This window comes from Micromonospora gifhornensis, from assembly GCF_016863515.1.
Taxonomy (GTDB): domain Bacteria; phylum Actinomycetota; class Actinomycetes; order Mycobacteriales; family Micromonosporaceae; genus Micromonospora; species Micromonospora gifhornensis.
Genome location: NZ_BOPA01000005.1, coordinates 44488 through 61006, shown reverse-complemented (window position 1 = coordinate 61006; position 16519 = coordinate 44488). Strand labels below are relative to the sequence as shown.

The following is a 16519-nucleotide window of genomic DNA, read 5'->3' as shown; positions in this document are numbered from 1 at the left end:
CCCTCCGACGGGCTCAGCGGTCTCGCCGGGGTTGCTGTCCCCGAGGTTCGACGGGCAACTGATCCTGGATGAGGCGCATGACGCGCCGTTGGGCCTGGTTCATGTTCTCGGTCGCGACCACACCGACGACATCGGCGCTCACCCGACTGCCGCCGATGTCCGGGAACGTCCCGTAGTTGACGGCGATGAACGTCTTGAGCTCGGTGGCCGCACGATCGGCGAGCGTGACGATCTCGTCCTCCGACGCCTCGGCGGGCAGTTCGAGGATCGCCGTGTTGATGCTTTTCAACTCTTCGGGCACGCCTTCGAGGACCGCGACGAGAGCGACCATGTCCTCCCGAGGCATCAGGTGGGACAAGATGATCGCTACGTCACGTGACGCGGGGTCGCGCCCCAGTGTCTCCATGGCAACAAGCGCTTCGGTTGACAGGTCCGGCGAGACGCCGAGGCGGATCAGCTCGTCGATCTCGGTGCGGATGCGTTCGAGCCTGCCGATCGTGGTGTCCAGTTCCGCCCGCAGCCCGTGCAGCGACTCCTGGCCGTACTCCTCCGATGCGAGCATGCGCGCCACGTCGTCCAGAGCGAACCCGAGACCGCTGAGCCGGCTGATGCGCAGCGCGAGAATGAGATGCCGCGCGCCGTACTGCTTGTAACCGTTCGTCAGGCGCTCCGGTTCGGGAAGCAGCCCGATGTCATGCCAGTGGCGGATCGACCGCAGGGTGACCCCTGCCAGGTCCGCGAGTTGCCGGGTGCTCCACGCCACGATCAGCCCTCTGCTTCCGCTACCGGATTCAGCCTGTCCAACGACCGGAAGGCGGGGACGCAGAGCGCGACGATGACGGTCAGCACGATGACGACCGCGAGCCCGATGCCGGCCGTCTCCAGCCCGCGACCCGAGGCGATCGCGGCGATGGGAGCCGCGGTGAGCGCGGGAGCGGCGAGCATGAGCGCATTCTGTACGCCGAGCACCCGTCCGCGCAGTTGGTCTGGGGTCGCCTCGATGGTCGCCACCCCCAACACCGCCGACATGGGACCGTTCGTCAATCCGATGAACACGGCCGCGGCGAGCACCAGCCACGGCGCTGCCAGCAGACCGATCACGGTGAACCCGATGCCGATGCCGACCATCCCGATCACGAACCAGGTACGACGCGACACCTTGCCCACTGTCGCCGCGTAGATGGCGGCGCTGACCAGGCTGCCGACGGCGATGCCCATCGCGGCGAAACCACTGAACTCGGGCAGGCTCTCGCTCGTGAAATAGGCGGGCATGATCGTGGTCTGCAACGCCACGATCACCGCGATGAGCACCGCCGACAGCACGCTCACCCCCAGCACCAGCCGATGCCCCAGCAGGAACCGCCACCCGGCCACAAGATCAGAGACCACCGTACGCACACCTGCCCGCGCGGCATCCCCGTCCGGCCGGTTGACTTCTCCCACCCTCGACGACATCGCGAACGACAGCAACGCCGCGGCAACACTCATCCCCGCCGTGATGAACAAGGTGGCCGAACTCACCCCGACCAGCCACACCAGCAACCCGCCCAGCCCGGGGCCGATCAGCACCAGCGCACCCGCCAACGCCTCGCGTACGCCGACCAGCCGCTCCAACGCGCCCGGCTTACCCCCGTCGAGTTCGACGAGCCGGGGCAGCAATGTCTCCCGCGCCGTCATCCCCGGCATGTCACCGAACGAGCCAAGCACGCCCAGCACGATGAACCACGTCAGGTTCAACCCCCACAGGGCGTCCACGACCGGCACCGCCGCAACCGACACCGCCGACAGCACATCGCTGACAATCGACACGGTCCGCCGGTTGACCAGGTCCACGATCACCCCGGCCAGCACGCCGACGACCGCAGCGACAGCGGCGGTCACCGAGGCAAGAATCCCGGCCGCGAGAATGTCGCCGGTCTGCGCAAGCACCAGCAGCGGAAACAGGACCGACGCGACCCCGTTCCCCAGCAGAGACAGGCTGTACGACCCCAGATAAGCCCACGTGCTTCGACCCATGCCCCGAGGACACACCATGCCGCCACGGCACAGTCAAGCCCTGACCACCGTTACCGCCGCCACACACCCACCAGCAGCGCTGGGCACCTCTTTCGAGGCCTTGCCGGAAGGATCAGAGGCGGCACCAGAAGCACGCCGGCCGCGCTACTGCCTCACTGCTGTACAAGATCGAAAGGCCGTCTCCGACTAGCGGAAACGGCCTTCGAACTGGGTGGAGCTGAGGGGATTTGAACCCCTGACCCCCTCGATGCGAACGAGGTGCGCTACCGGTCTGCGCCACAGCCCCTCCGCCGGCGAACCGGCGTCGGTCCCACCCGGCTGTCACCGGGCGGGCCGGCGCCAAGGCTAACAGGTCGACCACCTCCACCGCGAACCGCCCCGCCCAGCCGCCCCCGCCTCCGCTTCAGGGTGGTCGCGCAAGTTCGGCGATGTTGCGGTGTCCGCACCAGCCGGATACCGCAACATCGGCGAAATGGAGTCGGGCCCGGGGAACGCCCGTCGGGACGGGGGGCGGGCCGGTCAGGCGGAGTGGGAGCCTCGGCCGGCTTCGTAGGGGCGTCCGCGGAGGCCGCCGGTGCGGCGGTAGGAGACCGAGCCGCCGTTGGCGGCGGGTGGCAGGTCGGCGGGGCGGTCCAGGCCCATGGCGGCCCGCCGGACGGCTTCCCGCTGGGCAGCCAGGCGGCGTTGGGCCTCGCGTCGGGCGGCGGCGCGGCGGGCCTGCTCGCGGCGTACCTCGGCTTGGCGGGCGGCGAGCCAGGCGGCCTCGCGGGCGCGGGCCCGGCGGCGGCGCTGGTCGGCGAGCGCACGGGCCCGCAGGTGTACGACGTACACCAGCAGGAGGGTGGCGGTGACCGCGAAGCTGATCCAGAAGCCGGGGCCGACCACTGCCACGCCGACCAGTTCGACGGCGTTGAGCAGGAACAGCGCGGCGAGCACCCGGCGGCGGCGGTAGATGACAGGGGTGTGCGGGCGACGCCGGTCGGGGCGGCGGCGGGACCGCCCTGCGGCGGACGGCACGGACCGCAGTCGGCTCGGCCGACCGGAGCGACGACCCGGCTCGCCGGAGCGAGGGGGCGACGAGTCCGTCAACTCGGCGGCGCGGCGGCGCGGCGCGGGTGGTCCGGAGACCGGGGCGGCGAGTTCCCCCGAGGCGGAATCCTCGCTGAGCGTGACGACCAGGGCGCGGGGCGCGTTGACAGGGCGGCGTCCCGGGACAGTGCGACGACGCCGGCGGCGTTGGAGCACCCGCGCCGTCGACTGCGCCCGCTCCGCCACCAGCCGCTCGGCGGCGTCGTACCGGCGAACCAACGCCGGAGCGAGGGCGAGCAGACCGGCGGCGGCGAGGACGGCGAGGAGCACCGAGGTCGGCACCCTCACCCCTCCCGTCACCAGATTCGAAGCAACCGCCGACCGACCGCAGAATCTTTCACCGAACGGCGTCGGCGACGTGAAACGTGCGGAGCGGGCAGCGCCTGCCGCAGCTTGCAGTTACTTGAGGTTACGGGTCAGCGTCGCCGGAACCACCGCGCCGCGCCGATCCTGCACGTGGGACGCCTCACGGCGTGATCATGGCGTACGGGCACGTAGCCGGTGCCAGCGGGCCAGCAGCCCACCCTCGGCGGCGACTTCCTCACTGGTCATCGCGTATCCGATGTGGTCGCGCCAGGCGCCGTCGATGTGCATGTAGCGCGGGTGGTACGCCTCCTCGCGGAAGCCCAGCTTCTCCACCACCCGGCGCGACGGCCGGTTCTCCGGCCGGATGTTGACCTCCACCCGGTGCAGCCCACCCGGGCCGAAGGCGTGGTCGACGACGAGGGCCAACGCGGTCGGGATCACGCCCCGGCCGGCGACCCGGCGGTCCACCCAGTAGCCGACGTAGCCGGAGCAGAACGCGCGGCGCACGATGTTGCCCACGTTGATGTGCCCGACCAGACGCTCCTCGCCGTCGGCGTAGAGGCAGACCGCGAACGGCATGCCCTCACCGGTACGCGCCGATCGCCGCTGGTCCCGGTACACCCATCGGAAGGTGGCCGGCGAGTTCAGCTGGTCCCAGTCACCGCCCAGCGACGACTCCCAGGGGGCCAGCCACTCACGGTTGGCGCAGCGCACCTCCGACCAGGCCATCGCGTCGGAGCGCCGGTACGGCCGCAGGGTCACCGGACCGTCGGTGAGTACCGCCGGCCAGCCGGGTGCCTGTCGGAACCGCACCTGTCCTCCACGTTGCAGCGTCAGCGGCGGCGGTCGAGCAGCAGCACGTCCACCGTGGAGCCAGCGGCGGCGGCGGTCACCCGCTCGCCGAGTACGAGAAGTCCGTTCGCCTCTGCCAGGCCGGAGAGGGTGAACGGGCCGCCATTGAGCGGTTGGACAGTGTAACCCCCGCCTCGCCGCTCGGCGACGTGCGCGGGCCGGAACTCGCGCAGCCCGGCGGGTGAGGAGACGGTCTCCAGCAGGTGTGCCCGCACGCTGGGACGGAAGACCGGTTCGGCGCCTGCGAGCAGGTTGATCGCCGGACGGGCCAGCACCTCGAAGCCGATCATCGCGGCACCCGGGTCGCCGGGCAGGCAGACCACCGGCACTTCCTCGGCGCCGACGGTGCCGAACCCGAGCGCGGTGCCGGGGTAGAGCGCCACGTCGGTGAAGGTGACCGGGCCGGCCCGGTTGCCCTCCCGGCGGGACAGGATGCGACGGACCATGTCACCCGGCCCGGTGCCGGTGCCGCCGGTGGTGATGATCAGGTCGGCCCGCAGCGTCTGGTCCTCCAGCAGGCCGCGCAGCCCTTCCGGGTCGTCGTCGCAGATGCCCACCCGGTACGCCAGCGCGCCCGCCTCCGCCGCGGCGGCGGTCAACGCGTGCGAGTTGGCGTCCACCACCTGACCGGGCTGGCTGCCCCGGCCCACGTCGACAAGTTCGTCGCCGGTGGCCACGATCACCACCCGAGGGCTGGGGCGGACCACCACGTGCCCGATGCCGGTGGCGGCGAGCACCGCCACCAACGCCGGCGAGACGTACGTGCCGGAGCGGGCGAGCACCGCACCGGCGGCCACCTCCTCGCCGGTGCGGCGTACCCCGTACCCCCGTTTGGGGACGCGGAAGATCTCCACCGCCGCCATGCCCTGGTCGGTCCATTCCACCGGCACCACCACGTCGGCGGCGATCGGCAGCGGCGCACCGGCGGCGACCGAGAAGCACGAGCCCGGGGTGAGGCGGACCGGACGCCAACTGGCCGCGCCGAGGTCACCGACCACATTGAGCCGTACGGTGCGGCCGGCGACCCCGCCCGACTGGGCCGGGACGTAGATCGTGCCCCGGCCCCCGCCGGCGATGTCCTCCCAGCGCGCGGCGTACCCGTCCACGGCCGCCTGGTCGAAGGCCGGGAACGAGTGCGGCGCGACGACGTCCTCGGCGAGGACGTTGCCGTACGCCTGGGTGAGGTCGAGGTCGAGTGGAGGCAGCGCGCGTAACCTGCGCAGCACACTGCCCAGGTAGTCGGCGAGCGGCGTCAACCCGTTTTCGGCCGCCTCGGCGTCGGCCGTCGCGGTCATGTATCCCGACCGCCCGACGCGTCGGAGTTGACGAATTCGGCAAGCCACTTGCGGAACTCGCTGCCCAGGTCCTCGCGCTCGGCGGCGATCTGCACCACGGTCTGGAGGTAGCCCAGCGGCATGCCGGTGTCGTAGCGGGTGCCCCGGTAGACGATCGCGTGCACCGGGGTGCCCTCGGTCCGCAGCAGTTCCATCGCGTCGGTCAGCTGGATCTCGCCGCCGCTGCCCGGCTGGGTACGCCGGATGGCATCGAAGATCCTGCCGGGCAGGACGTAGCGGCCCAGTACGGCCAGGTTGCTCGGCGCCTCTTCCGGTGTCGGCTTCTCGACCATGCCGGTGACCTTCACGACCTCGCCGATGTCTGTCAGCTCGGCCTCCGCCGGCTCGACCGAGGCGATGCCGTACCGCTTGGTCTCGGCCGGGTCGACCTCGAAGAAGGCCAGCACCACCCCGCCGGTACGGGCCTGAAGCTCCAGCATGGCCGGCAGGAGCGGTTCGGAGGGCTTGACGAACTCGTCGCCCAGCAGCACTGCGAAGGGCTCGTCTCCGACGTGCGACTCGGCGTACCCGACGGCGTGGCCGAGACCCAGCTGCTCGGGCTGCCGGCAGGTGTAGATGGCCGCCAGTTCTTCGGTCCGCTTGACGGCGGCCAGCAGGTCAGGTTTTTCCGCGAGCCGCTCCTCCAGGTCGGGCCGGCGGTCGAAGTGGTCGACCATCGATGTCTTGCCGCGGCCGGTGATCAGCAGAATGTCGCCGATGCCGGCCTGAGCGGCCTCCTCGACGATGTACTGCAACACCGGACGGTCGACGACCGGCAACAGTTCCTTGGGAACCGCCTTGGTGGCCGGCAGGAACCGGGTCGCCAGGCCCGCAGCCGGGATCACGGCCTTGACAGCACGGGGGCGACCGGCGGCGGCCGCTGAGGGGTTCGCTGAGTGCTCCGACATGTCGCGAGACTATCGGCCACGGCCGCACCTCGGCGGGTGAGGACCGGAAGACGCGCCGCCCACCCGACCGGTTCAGCCGGTGCAGGGCACAACCGTCTCAGGCGGACTCGTCGCGTTCGGCCGGGGCACCGGTGGCGTCGACAGGACCAGCCCGGGGCAGGCCGTCGATCGGGCTGCTCGTCACGGCCGACACCGGCATCTCCCGGGTGGGAGGCGCCGCGTGGGCGGCCCGTACACCTGTGCCGCCGTCGCCCGGGTCGGTGATCCGACTCGTGTCCTGCGCCACCCGCCAGGTGTCCCGGCCGGCCGACTTGGCGGCGTAGAGCGCCTCGTCCGCCGCTTCCAGCACCCGCAGTCCGGTCTCGGCGTGATCGGGATAGACGGCGATGCCGATGGAAACGGTGAACCCGATGGACTCCTGCACGCCCGCGTGCCCCAACACGGCGACCGGTGTGTTGCGGGTCGCCGCGCCGAGCCGCTCGGCGACGATCGTGGCACCTCGGGCGTCGGTCTCCGGCAGCAGCACCACGAACTCCTCCCCACCCTGGCGGAAGGCGAGGTCCACCTCGCGGATCTCGCCGCGGACCCGGCGGGCGAACTCGGCCAGCACGGTGTCGCCGGCCGCATGCCCGTACGTGTCGTTGATCTTCTTGAACCGGTCGAGGTCGAGGACGAGGACACTGACCATCCGACCGAACCGGTTGGCCCGCTCCACCTCACGACGCAGCGACTCACGCAGGTAGCGGTAGTTCCACAGGCCGGTCAGCGGGTCGGTGAGCGACAGCCGTTGCGCCTCCTCGTGGACGCGTACGTTGTCGACCGCCACCGCCACGTGCCCGGCGAAGGTCTGCAGCGTCGCCAGGTCGTCGTCGTCGAACTCCTCCCCGCCGAGTCGGTCGTAGAGCGCGAGCACCCCCAACGGCCGGGCCGACGCTGCACCCTCCTCCCCGCAGCGGCTGTCCGCGGTTCTGCCGGCCTCGGGGGCGGCGAACGGCACCGCGATGTACGTCCCGCACCTCGGCTCGCCGGGCGACGCGGCGGCGGTCTCCATCCGTCCCCGGCAGGGCTGGCCGGTGGCCGCGACCGCACCGACCACGCTGCTGCCCAGCGGCACCTGCGGCGTCCCGGTGCCGGCCCAGTACTCGTCGAGGCCCTCGGTGCACTGCGCGACGAGCATCCCGCCCGGCTCGGTGAGCAGGACGGCACCGGCCCGGGCCCCGGTCGCCGCGAGTGCGCTGTGCAGGATCACCCGCAGGATCCGTTGCAGGTCGTGCGTACTGGCCAGGGTGTCGCCGAGCACGGCGAGGTGGCCACGCAGCTGGTCCCGACTGCTGGCCAGCGCCGCCAGGTAGCCGCCGGTCTCCCGGGTCATCCGGTTGAACGCCTCGGCCAGCCGGCCGATCTCGTCGCCGCTGCGTACCGGCACCCGGGCGGTGAGGTCACCGGCGGCGACCCGGTCCACCGCGCCGGCCAGTTCCACGAGCGGCCGGGTGGTCACCCGGGCCAGCCGCCACGCCACCGCCACGCCCAGCAGGGCCGCCAGCAGCACGACGGCGATCAGCACCGGGTACAGCCCGGGCGGCTGGTCGCTGGGCACCGACAGCACCAGTGGGAGGGGTTGCCCCGGGGCCGGGCCGACCCGCCGCAGGTAGCGCCCGTCGGGGGTACTCGTCACACCTTCCTCGCGCAGCGCGGAGGCGGCGGCCAGGACCGCCTCGGCACCGCCGTCGGACTCGGTGGAGTGGGCCACCGTGAGGGTGGGGGCGGCACCGTCGAGCAGGGTCACCGCGACCCCGGTCACCGCCGCCAGTCGGGCGACGAGCATCGGGTCGACAGGCTGCGCGGCGGTGACCGTGCCCAGCGCCGCGCCGCTGATGTCGTGCAACTCGACCCGAACCGCGAGCGCGGCGACCGGCCCGGTGGGCCGGGCATGGTCGCCGCAGTCCCGCCAGGGGGCCGGCGGAGCGTTCGGGGTGGCCACGATGATCTGTCCGGTCACGTCGGTGACCTGCACGGCTGCGGCGAGGCCCCGCCCGACCACCTGGGTGGCGGCACCCCGGTGGTCGGCGGTCAGGGCGACGGCGTCCGCGGCGGCCCGCAACTGCTGGCAGAGAGCGTCGATCGAGGTACGCGCGGCAGCAGCGGCCACCGCCAGCCGTTCCGTGGCGCGGCTACGGTCCACCGCCGTCACGGTCGAGGCGACGAAGACGGCCCCGAACAGGATCGGGCCGAACGCCACGGCCAGGAAGGCTGCTGTCAACCGCCCGCGTAGCGTCAACACTTCCCCCCGGAAGTTGCGCGACCGTTGCCTGCGATGCTGACACAGAGCAACCGCAAGACGAGCGTTGCGTGAGGAGTGTTGCGTGCCGGAATTTGCGGAAGACGCGGAAGTGACGCATGACGCGAAGCGAGCGGTGCGGGTCGAGCTGCTCGCCCGCCGTCGGGCCCTGACCGAAACCGAGCGCCACGCGGCTGCGGCGCGCGTCCAGGACGAGCTGGCTGCCCTGGTACGCCGACTGCGGCCGACCCGGGTCGCCGCGTACGTGCCGGTCGGCAGCGAGCCCGGCGGAGCGCAACTGCCGGCGGTGCTCGCCGCCGCCCTGCCGGTCGGGGCGCAGTTGCTGCTGCCGGTCCTGCGCGACGATCTGGATCTGGACTGGGCCGCCTGGGCCGGGCCGCAGGCGCTCGTGGCCGCCGGCCGGGGCATCCGGGAACCGGCCACGACCCGGCTCGGGCTGGCCGCGATCGCCGCCGCCGACCTGGTCGTCGTGCCCGCCCTCGCGGTGGACCGCCGAGGCGTACGCCTGGGCCGGGGTGGCGGCTCGTACGACCGGGCGCTGGCAAGGGTGCCGGCGAACGTCCTGACGGTGACGCCGCTGTACGACGGGGAACTGCTCGACACCCTCCCGGCCGAACGTCACGACCGGCCGGTACGCGCGGTCGTCACCCCGACCGGTGGTCTGATCCCGCTCGACACCCTCTCGGGTGTCGTGACCCACACGTCCGCTGGACGAACCGGGCCCCCATGACGCACCATTGGCACTCGAACACGTCGAGTGCCAACCCGGCCGTATCAGATCCGGAGGAGAACGTGCCCACCTACCAGTACGCCTGCACCGCGTGCGGTCACCAGCTCGAGGCGGTGCAGTCCTTCTCTGACGAGCCGCTGACCGAGTGCCCCGCGTGCGAGGGGCGACTGCGGAAGATGTTCAACTCCGTCGGCATCGTCTTCAAGGGCTCCGGCTTCTACCGCACCGACTCCCGCTCGTCCGGCTCGGAGAGCACGTCGAGCAGCACCACTACCAAGTCCAGCGGGTCCGACTCGTCCTCCTCCGGCACGAGCACGCCGTCGAGCCCGTCGAGCAGCTCGTCGTCCGGTTCGACCGGCGGTTCGTCGAGCGGTTCCTCCGGCGGTGGCAAGGCACCGGCTGCCGCCAGCACCTCCTGAGTCGGCCGGTCGCCGACGCGTCAGTCCCAGTGCGGCGGGCGTTCGGCAAGCAACCGGTCGTCGTTGTCGCCGGTTCGCTCGCCCCACCCCTGGTCGGTGTCGTCGGCGGTCTGCTCGGGCAGCACCGTGAAGTCGTCGCCCAGGTCGACCACCCGGTCGTCGTCGCCCCGGCTGCGGGGTTCCTGCGTCATCACGAGGCGCAAGGTTAGCCGCTGCGCAGCTGCCACCGCGACGTGGTCGTCTCGCCGACGTGCCCGCCACCTCGGGCGATGACGGGCACGCCACCGACGCCTGGGCGGTGACCGCCGCGCTGATCGAGTCTCGACCCCGGCACGGCGGGGCGGCCTGACCGTCTTCGGGCGGTGTGGTTGGTAGCGTCGGACGGCGTGACGACCTCCCGACCCGGCCCGACCTCCGACGAGCCGTGGCGTCGACCCGAGTCCGACGACGGGGCCACGTCCGGCGAGCCGACGCCGCCGCGACCGACGCCGGGTGGCGGGCCGGTCGGCTATCCGGGGCCACCACCGACCGTCGCGCCGCCGACCGGCTGGCGGCCACCGGTGCACCTGCGGGTCAACCCGCCCCGACAGTTGCCGCCGCAGGACATGACCGCCCTCGACGCGCAGGAACAGCGGGCGCAGCGGGTGACCTGGGGGGTGGGCGCGGTCGCCGGCGTGGTCCTCGTGGCGCTGGTCTGCCTGCTCTGCACCCGGGCGCTGTTCTGACGCGAACCCGGATTCCCGCACCCGGGCGCTGCTACTCGAAGGTGTTGCCCCAGACCATCTCGGCGCCGGAGTGCCCGGTGAGCCAGACGTAGATCAGCGCGGCCACCCCGAGCCCCAGCACCAGCACGGACAACACCGGGGCAGCCCAGTCGGGCAGCTTCGGCAGCCGGTCGTGACGGCCGGTCGCCACCAGCAACAGCGCCACCGTCACGGCCAGTCCCAGGGTGATCCAGAACAGCACGTCGCCGTACTCGGCATGCTCGTTGATCTTGTCGAGGATCTCGCCGGAGAAGCCGCGCGCGATCTGCCGCTCCTGCAACGCCTCGCCGGACTGCACGCTGACCCACGCGGTGATCGGGGCCACCACCGCCAGCGCCGCCACCGCCCAGTCCAGGCGGGCCCGGAACCGGGGCAGCGCGACGTACGCGAGGGCGAGCAGCACCAGCAGCGGTACGAAGACCACCACCGCGTGCACCACCAACACGTGCAGGGGTAGACCCAGCGCCTTCTCGAACATCGACACCTCCGGCTTGATGATCGTGGCTGTCAGCGTACGGCGCGTCGGATCGCCCGCCCATCGCCCTGCTGGTTCACACGCCGCGCAGATCCGCACGGTTCAACCGCCCGGCTGATCAACCGCCCGACGGCGGGGGCCGGCGTCTGGTTGTCGCGCAGAGTTCAGCGTGTTGTCATTGACGCATGCCAACCGGTGAGGAACTGCTCCGGTCGAAGGGCCTGCGGGTCACCCGGCCCCGCCTCGCCGTGCTCGACGTCCTGGCCGGCGGCGGTCACCTCGAGGTGGACGAGATCACCCGCCAGGTACGGCAACGCCTCGACTCGGTCTCCACCCAGGCGATCTACGACGTGCTGGGGGCGCTCTCCCGCGCCGGCCTGTCCCGCCGGATCGAGCCGGCCGGCAGCCCGGCCCGGTACGAGGCCCGAGTGGGCGACAACCACCATCACGTGGTGTGCCGTGGCTGTGGCGAGATCGCCGACATCGACTGCGCCGTCGGCGACGCCCCCTGCCTCGACTCCGGGACCGCCCACGGTTTCCAGGTCGACGAGGCGGAGGTCACCTTCTGGGGTCTCTGCCCCACCTGCCAGACCCGTCGTGCCATTGATCACTGACCGTGCGTTGAAGCGGTGACCAGGTGCCGTGGCAGGCTTGGATGATGGAGTCTGCCGACGCCGGCCTGTTCGGTCCCGGATCCGTGTCGTGGAAGCTGCACGCCGAGCCGATTCTGTTCGTCGCCGGTCTGCGCTCGCTCTACCTTCAGGCGCTGCACCCTCGGGCGATGGCCGGGGTGGCGCAGAACAGCAACTACCGCCAGGACGCCTGGGGACGCCTGATCCGCACCGCCAACTACGTCGGGACCGCCCTCTACGGCACCACCGCCGAGGCGGAGGAGGCCGGTCGGCGGCTACGCCGGCTGCACGCCCGGATGACTGCTGTCGACCCGGCCACCGGTGAGCGGTTCCGCATCGACGAGCCGGACCTGCTCCGCTGGGTGCACGTCACCGAGGTGGAATCGTTCCTCGACACCGGCCGCCGTGCCGGTGTGCCGCTGGACGCCGCCGAGGTGGACACCTACTACACCGAGCAGCGTCGGGTCGCCGCCCTGGTGGGGCTGGACCCGCAGACGGTGCCGGGCACCGCCGCCGAGGTCGCCGAGTACTACCGGCAGGTCCGACCCGAGCTGCGGATGACCCGGGAGGCCGCCGAGACCGCACTGTTCCTGACCGCCCCACCGCTGCCGTGGAAGCTCAGCCTGCCCGCCCGCATCGGGCTCAACCTGAGCCCGGCACGGTGGGCGTACCTGGGGATCGCCGGCACCGCGCTGGCCCTGCTGCCCGCCTGGGCCCGGCGGCTCTACGGCGGGCTGGGCCTGCCGACCACCGCGCTCTCGGCCGACGTGACGGTACGCACGCTGCGGCTCGCCCTCACCGCGCTGCCCCGCGACTGGCGGGAAGGCCCGATGCGCCGCGCCGCCGAGGAGCGATACGCCAGCCTGGCCAGCACCGCCCCCACCGCCTGACCAGCCCTCACCGCCTGACCCGCCCTCACCGGTTAAGCGGCGTCCGGGACGGCTCAGTCCTGCTCGGTGGGGGGTGCGGCGGGGCGGTCGACCGCGGCCCACGGCTCCTTGCCCGGCAACGTCGCGCCCGCGGGGCAGGTGCGGCGGTAGTCGCACCAGGCGCAGCGCGGGCCCGGTGTGGTGGGGAAGGCCTCGTCCGGGTCACCGCCGTCGGCGACGGTCCGCTCGGCGGCCATGATGTCGCGGGCGGTCTCCTCCGCCCGGGACACCTGCCGGGCCAGCGACTCGACGGTGTGGTCGTGCGCCGCTACTGTGCCGCTGGGCAGGTGGTGCAGCTCGACCCGTCGGCACGGTCGGCGGAAGACCCGCTCGGCCGCGTACGCGTAGAGGGCCAACGCCTGCGAGCCTCGGGCATCGTCGGCGTCCAGCCCGGTGCGGCCGGTCTTGTAGTCGACGATGACCAGTTCGGGGCCGTCGCTGCCGGCCCGCCCGTCGATCCGGTCGGCGCGGCCGTTGAAGGCCAGCACCCCGGTCTTGACCGCCACCACCCGCTCCACGCCGACCGGCTCGTCGGCCGGGTCGAGCCCGTCGACGTACGCCTCCAGCCAGCCCAGGGCCCGGCGGTAGACCTCGCGTTCCTGCTCGTCGTCGCGGTAGCCGTCGCGCACCCAGGTGCCCTTGAGCAGGGTGGGAAGCACCTCGGGGCGACGACGGTCGACGGGCAGCGCGTACCAGTTCTTCAGGGCGGTGTGCACGCTGGCGCCGAGGGAGTTGTGCGCCCACGGCGGGCCCTTCGGCGGGGCGGGCCGGTCGACGTACGTGTAGCGGTAACGACGGGGGCAGTCCGCGTACGCGCCGAGCTTGCTCGGGGTGCAGACGAACAGCCGCTCCGGCATGCCGTCGAAGCCGAGTTGCTCCGGCTGCGCGTCGCGCGGTCGGGGCGCACGCCCACCGGCGGCGGGTCGTCCGGCAGGTCGTCCGGTCGGGGAGGGTCGTCGCACGCCTGCGATCCTGCCATCCACCCCCGACACTGCGCCCGACCGGTCAGCGCGTGGCGGTGAAGTCCGCCACGAACGCGAAGATCGCGTCCGCGATGAGCTGCACGGCGATCGCCGCCAGCAGCAGGCCGGCGATGCGGGTGAGCACCTCGATGCCGCCGGGCCGCAACACCTTGACGATGCCGCCGGAGAAGCGCAGCACGATCCAGACGGTAAGCATCACCGCGACGATGGCGGTGGCGATGGCCATGTAGTCCGCCGCCACGTCGGCCTGCTGGACGAAGAGCATGGTGGCCACGATCGCGCCGGGGCCGGCCAGCAGCGGCGTACCCAGCGGCACCAGGGCGATGTTGGAGGTGGCCTGCTTGGTCGGATCGTCGGTCTTGCCGGTCAACAGCTCCAGCGCGACAAGCACCAGCAGCAGTCCACCTGCCGCCTGCAACGCCGGCAGGTCGACGTGCAGGTACGCGAGCAGGGTCTGCCCCGCGACCGCGAAGACCACGATCACGCCGAGGGCGAGCGCGACCGCCTGCCAGGCGGCCCGGTTGCGCTCCCGCGCCGCCAGCGGGCTGGTCAGGGCGAGGAAGATCGGCATCATGCCCGGCGGGTCGACGATGACCAGCAGGGTCACGAAGACCTCGCCGAAGAGCTTGAGATCCACCTGGTCACCGTAGCGGTGCGGCCGGGCCCGAGATCAGCCGGACGCGACCTCGACCACCCCGGACGACTCGGCGACGATCCGTTCGTACGCCTCGGGGTCGGTGGTGAAGGCCCCCAGCTGAACCGTCTTGTGCGTGCCGTGGAAGTCCGACGAGCCCGTCACCAACAGACCCAGGTCGGCGGCGAGGCCGCGCACGTGCTCCCGCTCGGCGGGCGAATGGTCCTCGTGATCGGCTTCCAGGCCGGCCAGACCGGCCGCCGCCAGCTCGGCGATCAGCTCGTCCGGCACGATCCGGCCACGCCGGGTGGCCCTCGGGTGGGCGAAGACCGGCACCCCTCCGGCCGCCCGGACCAGCCGGACGGCCCGGAAGACGTCGATGTCCTCCTTGGGCAGCCGGTACCGCTCCCCCAGCCAGTCGGGGCCGAACGCCTCGCTGGTGGTGGCGACCAGGCCGGCCCGGATCAGCGCCTGCGCGATGTGCGGCCGGCCGACCGTCCCACCGCCCGCCCCGGCCAGGATCTCCGGCCAGCTGACGTCGATGCCGTCGGCCCGGAGCCGGGCCACGATGCGTTCCCCACGCTGAAGCCGGGCCGCGCGCACCCGGGCCAGTTCCGCGACCAGTTCCGGCGCGTCCGGGTCGAAGAGGTACGCCAACAGGTGCAGCGGCAGCGACGGCTCGACACCGCTCCAGCGGCAGGACAGCTCGGCACCTCGAACCAGGCGCAGCCCGGCCGGCAGGGCCTGCAGCGCCGGCTCCCATCCCGCGGTGGTGTCGTGATCGGTGATGGCCACGACATCGAGCCCCGCCTCGGCGGCGGCACGAACCAGCTGCGGCGGGCTGAGCGTGCCGTCGCTGGCGGTGGAGTGGGTGTGCAGGTCGATCCCGGGCAGCATCGCCCGAGGCTACCGGCTTCAGCCGCCCTGGCTGACCACCACGGGCGGCTGGTCGGCGGGCAGGCCGGTGAGGGCGATCAGGGTCGGTGAACCGCCCTTGGCCGCCCGATCGACGTCCACCCGGGTCAGGCGGTCGACGGTGTCGGCGTGGTAGTAGGCGGTGCTCGGCGTACTCCACGCCACGGCACCACTGATCGCCGGGCCGGCGACCACGGGCTTGACCGACCGGTCCAGCCGGGCCAGGTCGACCAGCAGCGCCTTGTCCCCGTCCGCGAAGCGTCCGTTGGCCAGCAGCCAACGCCCGTCCGGCGACACCGCACCCCGGCCGTCCCCGTCCAGGCTCGGCCCGCACGCCGGGCCGGTCGGGGCGAGCCCGCCGGCCGGGTCGAGCAGCGTCAGGCAGGTCTCCGTGCCGGTGACGACCTCACCGACCAGCCGACCGTCGGGCAGGGCACCGAAGATGCGACTGGTCGACCGGTCGGTGCCCGGTTCGAACACCCCGGGATGCAGGCGCCACAGCGCATGGCCCGGGCGGTCGGGTGCCAGCCGTACCAGCACGGCACCGTCGACGATCCGCAGCGGCATCGCCTCGGCCGGCACCTCGGCACGGGCGGCAGGGGACAACTCGCCGTTGACGATCCGCGCGCTGGCCAACACCGAACCCTGTTTCCAGGCGACCTGGTGGCCTTGCGCGTCCACCACGATCTCGTCGGCACCGGCGAGCAGCACCTGCACCGCACCGGTGGGCGTCACCGCCCAGAGGAAACGGCCGGCCAGTCCCGGCGCGCTGACAGCCAGCCAGCCGCGATCGTCGGCGAGGCGGTGGGCCCGCTCGATCCGGCCGGCACCGGCGGCAGTCACCCGGCGGCCCTGCGCGGTGGCGATCGTTGTGCCCAGCACCAGGTCGACCTCGACGAACGGGGTGCCGGCCTCCGGGCTGGGTGCCGGGACGGTCGGCGTCACCGTCAACTCGGGCGGCTGGTCACGCTCACCGATCACCACCCTGGTGCCGTTCGGTGGAGGCTCCTGGCCGAGTTGCGTCGCGCCGGCACTGACCAGAACGATCGCCACTGCGGCGAAGCTCATCCCGGTCACGGCGCGACGACGCTGGATCCGCTTCGCTCGCCGGATCACGGCGTCCGCCGGATCGGCGACGGTCGCATGCGGCATCGCGGCCCGCCGGGACAACTCCTCCCGGACGGCCCGTTCCAGCCCGTCCTGCTCCACGTTCATTTGACGATCCGGAGCCCCG

General features: G+C 72.5%; 17 protein-coding genes, 1 tRNA gene and 2 pseudogenes. 5 read left to right on the top strand and 15 right to left on the bottom strand.

Annotated features, from left to right (window positions below):
- Window positions 1-13: 13 nt before the first annotated feature.
- The 8 genes and pseudogenes from Vgi01_RS02775 to Vgi01_RS02740 all read right to left on the bottom strand — a co-directional run bounded on the left by Vgi01_RS02775 (window position 14) and on the right by Vgi01_RS02740 (window position 8783).
- Entirely contained in the window at window positions 14-763 is a 750-nt protein-coding gene (locus Vgi01_RS02775) for a MerR family transcriptional regulator (protein WP_204290046.1), read from the bottom strand.
- Window positions 764-765: 2 nt separating this feature from the next.
- Window positions 766-2016, bottom strand: a complete 1251-nt coding sequence (locus Vgi01_RS02770) for an MFS transporter (protein WP_204290045.1) — start codon at window positions 2014-2016, stop codon at window positions 766-768.
- 212 nt (window positions 2017-2228) lie between these two features.
- Window positions 2229-2302, bottom strand: a tRNA-Ala gene (locus tag Vgi01_RS02765).
- A 233-nt stretch (window positions 2303-2535) separates the two neighbouring features.
- Window positions 2536-3393 (bottom strand): divisome protein SepX/GlpR, encoded by an 858-nt coding sequence (gene sepX / locus Vgi01_RS02760; RefSeq protein ID WP_204290044.1) that lies wholly within the window; start codon window positions 3391-3393, stop codon window positions 2536-2538.
- Between the two features lie 189 nt (window positions 3394-3582).
- Window positions 3583-4224: a GNAT family N-acetyltransferase gene (locus Vgi01_RS02755; protein WP_013731446.1), complete on the bottom strand. Its 642-nt coding sequence runs from the start codon at window positions 4222-4224 to the stop codon at window positions 3583-3585.
- Window positions 4225-4244: 20 nt separating this feature from the next.
- Window positions 4245-5558 (bottom strand): molybdopterin molybdotransferase MoeA, encoded by a 1314-nt coding sequence (locus Vgi01_RS02750; protein WP_204290043.1) that lies wholly within the window; start codon window positions 5556-5558, stop codon window positions 4245-4247.
- Entirely contained in the window at window positions 5555-6505 is a 951-nt protein-coding gene (locus tag Vgi01_RS02745) for a UTP--glucose-1-phosphate uridylyltransferase (protein ID WP_102658645.1), read from the bottom strand. Before Vgi01_RS02745 ends, Vgi01_RS02750 begins: the two co-directional genes overlap by 4 nt.
- A 9-nt stretch (window positions 6506-6514) precedes the next feature.
- Window positions 6515-8783: pseudogene (locus tag Vgi01_RS02740) on the bottom strand (GGDEF domain-containing protein).
- A 112-nt stretch (window positions 8784-8895) separates the two neighbouring features.
- Between Vgi01_RS02740 and Vgi01_RS02735 the strand changes: the two are divergent.
- Window positions 8896-9534, top strand: a complete 639-nt coding sequence (locus Vgi01_RS02735; protein WP_373306843.1) for a 5-formyltetrahydrofolate cyclo-ligase — start codon at window positions 8896-8898, stop codon at window positions 9532-9534.
- A pseudogene (locus Vgi01_RS30430) lies at window positions 9531-9689 on the top strand (FmdB family zinc ribbon protein); the annotation flags it as partial. The gene Vgi01_RS02735 and the pseudogene Vgi01_RS30430, both read left to right, overlap by 4 nt.
- A gap of 62 nt (window positions 9690-9751) precedes the next feature.
- Here Vgi01_RS30430 and Vgi01_RS30425 read toward each other — a convergent pair.
- Window positions 9752-9946, bottom strand: coding sequence for a hypothetical protein (locus Vgi01_RS30425; RefSeq protein WP_233196855.1), 195 nt, complete (start codon window positions 9944-9946; stop codon window positions 9752-9754).
- A 27-nt stretch (window positions 9947-9973) separates the two neighbouring features.
- On the bottom strand, window positions 9974-10147 hold the full coding sequence (locus Vgi01_RS02725; RefSeq protein ID WP_169804606.1) for a hypothetical protein: 174 nt from the start codon (window positions 10145-10147) through the stop codon (window positions 9974-9976).
- Window positions 10148-10339: 192 nt separating this feature from the next.
- Between Vgi01_RS02725 and Vgi01_RS02720 the strand changes: the two genes are divergently transcribed.
- Window positions 10340-10678 carry a hypothetical protein gene (locus Vgi01_RS02720; RefSeq protein ID WP_102658640.1) on the top strand — a complete coding sequence of 113 codons (339 nt, stop codon included), beginning with the start codon at window positions 10340-10342 and terminating at the stop codon, window positions 10676-10678.
- Window positions 10679-10709: 31 nt separating this feature from the next.
- On the opposite strand, the gene Vgi01_RS02715 is transcribed toward Vgi01_RS02720, so the two are convergent.
- The gene (locus Vgi01_RS02715) at window positions 10710-11195 is read right to left on the bottom strand and encodes a DUF2231 domain-containing protein (protein WP_102658674.1); all 486 of its coding nucleotides are present in this window, start codon (window positions 11193-11195) and stop codon (window positions 10710-10712) included.
- A 182-nt stretch (window positions 11196-11377) separates the two neighbouring features.
- Here Vgi01_RS02715 and Vgi01_RS02710 point away from each other — a divergent pair, with 182 nt between their 5' ends.
- Window positions 11378-11806, top strand: coding sequence for a Fur family transcriptional regulator (locus Vgi01_RS02710; protein ID WP_204290041.1), 429 nt, complete (start codon window positions 11378-11380; stop codon window positions 11804-11806).
- 44 nt (window positions 11807-11850) lie between these two features.
- A complete protein-coding gene (locus tag Vgi01_RS02705; protein WP_204290040.1) occupies window positions 11851-12714 on the top strand; it encodes an oxygenase MpaB family protein in 864 nt (287 codons plus the stop codon).
- A gap of 53 nt (window positions 12715-12767) precedes the next feature.
- Here Vgi01_RS02705 and Vgi01_RS02700 read toward each other — a convergent pair whose 3' ends face one another.
- The 4 genes from Vgi01_RS02700 to Vgi01_RS02685 form a co-directional block, all read right to left on the bottom strand.
- A complete protein-coding gene (locus Vgi01_RS02700) occupies window positions 12768-13610 on the bottom strand; it encodes a RecB family exonuclease (RefSeq protein WP_239088777.1) in 843 nt (280 codons plus the stop codon).
- Window positions 13611-13758: 148 nt separating this feature from the next.
- Complete coding sequence (locus Vgi01_RS02695; RefSeq protein ID WP_204290038.1) at window positions 13759-14373, bottom strand: MarC family protein; 615 nt, start codon at window positions 14371-14373, stop codon at window positions 13759-13761.
- A gap of 33 nt (window positions 14374-14406) precedes the next feature.
- Window positions 14407-15267, bottom strand: coding sequence for a PHP domain-containing protein (locus Vgi01_RS02690; RefSeq protein WP_204290037.1), 861 nt, complete (start codon window positions 15265-15267; stop codon window positions 14407-14409).
- An 18-nt stretch (window positions 15268-15285) separates the two neighbouring features.
- A complete protein-coding gene (locus tag Vgi01_RS02685; RefSeq protein WP_204290036.1) occupies window positions 15286-16500 on the bottom strand; it encodes a hypothetical protein in 1215 nt (404 codons plus the stop codon).
- Between the last annotated feature and the right edge of the window lie 19 nt (window positions 16501-16519).

Excerpts from the sequence above, each read along its gene's own strand:
- Vgi01_RS02770 (WP_204290045.1), bottom strand. The coding sequence starts at position 2,016 with ATGGGTCGAAGCACGTGGGCTTATCTGGGGTCGTACAGCCTGTCTCTG.
- Vgi01_RS02750 (WP_204290043.1), bottom strand. The coding sequence starts at position 5,558 with ATGACCGCGACGGCCGACGCCGAGGCGGCCGAAAACGGGTTGACGCCG.
- Vgi01_RS02745 (WP_102658645.1), bottom strand. The coding sequence starts at position 6,505 with ATGTCGGAGCACTCAGCGAACCCCTCAGCGGCCGCCGCCGGTCGCCCC.
- Vgi01_RS02715 (WP_102658674.1), bottom strand. The coding sequence starts at position 11,195 with ATGTTCGAGAAGGCGCTGGGTCTACCCCTGCACGTGTTGGTGGTGCAC.
- Vgi01_RS02710 (WP_204290041.1), top strand. The coding sequence starts at position 11,378 with ATGCCAACCGGTGAGGAACTGCTCCGGTCGAAGGGCCTGCGGGTCACC.
- Vgi01_RS02705 (WP_204290040.1), top strand. The coding sequence starts at position 11,851 with ATGGAGTCTGCCGACGCCGGCCTGTTCGGTCCCGGATCCGTGTCGTGG.
- Vgi01_RS02700 (WP_239088777.1), bottom strand. The coding sequence starts at position 13,610 with ATGCCGGAGCGGCTGTTCGTCTGCACCCCGAGCAAGCTCGGCGCGTAC.
- Vgi01_RS02690 (WP_204290037.1), bottom strand. The coding sequence starts at position 15,267 with ATGCTGCCCGGGATCGACCTGCACACCCACTCCACCGCCAGCGACGGC.
- Vgi01_RS02685 (WP_204290036.1), bottom strand. The coding sequence starts at position 16,500 with ATGAACGTGGAGCAGGACGGGCTGGAACGGGCCGTCCGGGAGGAGTTG.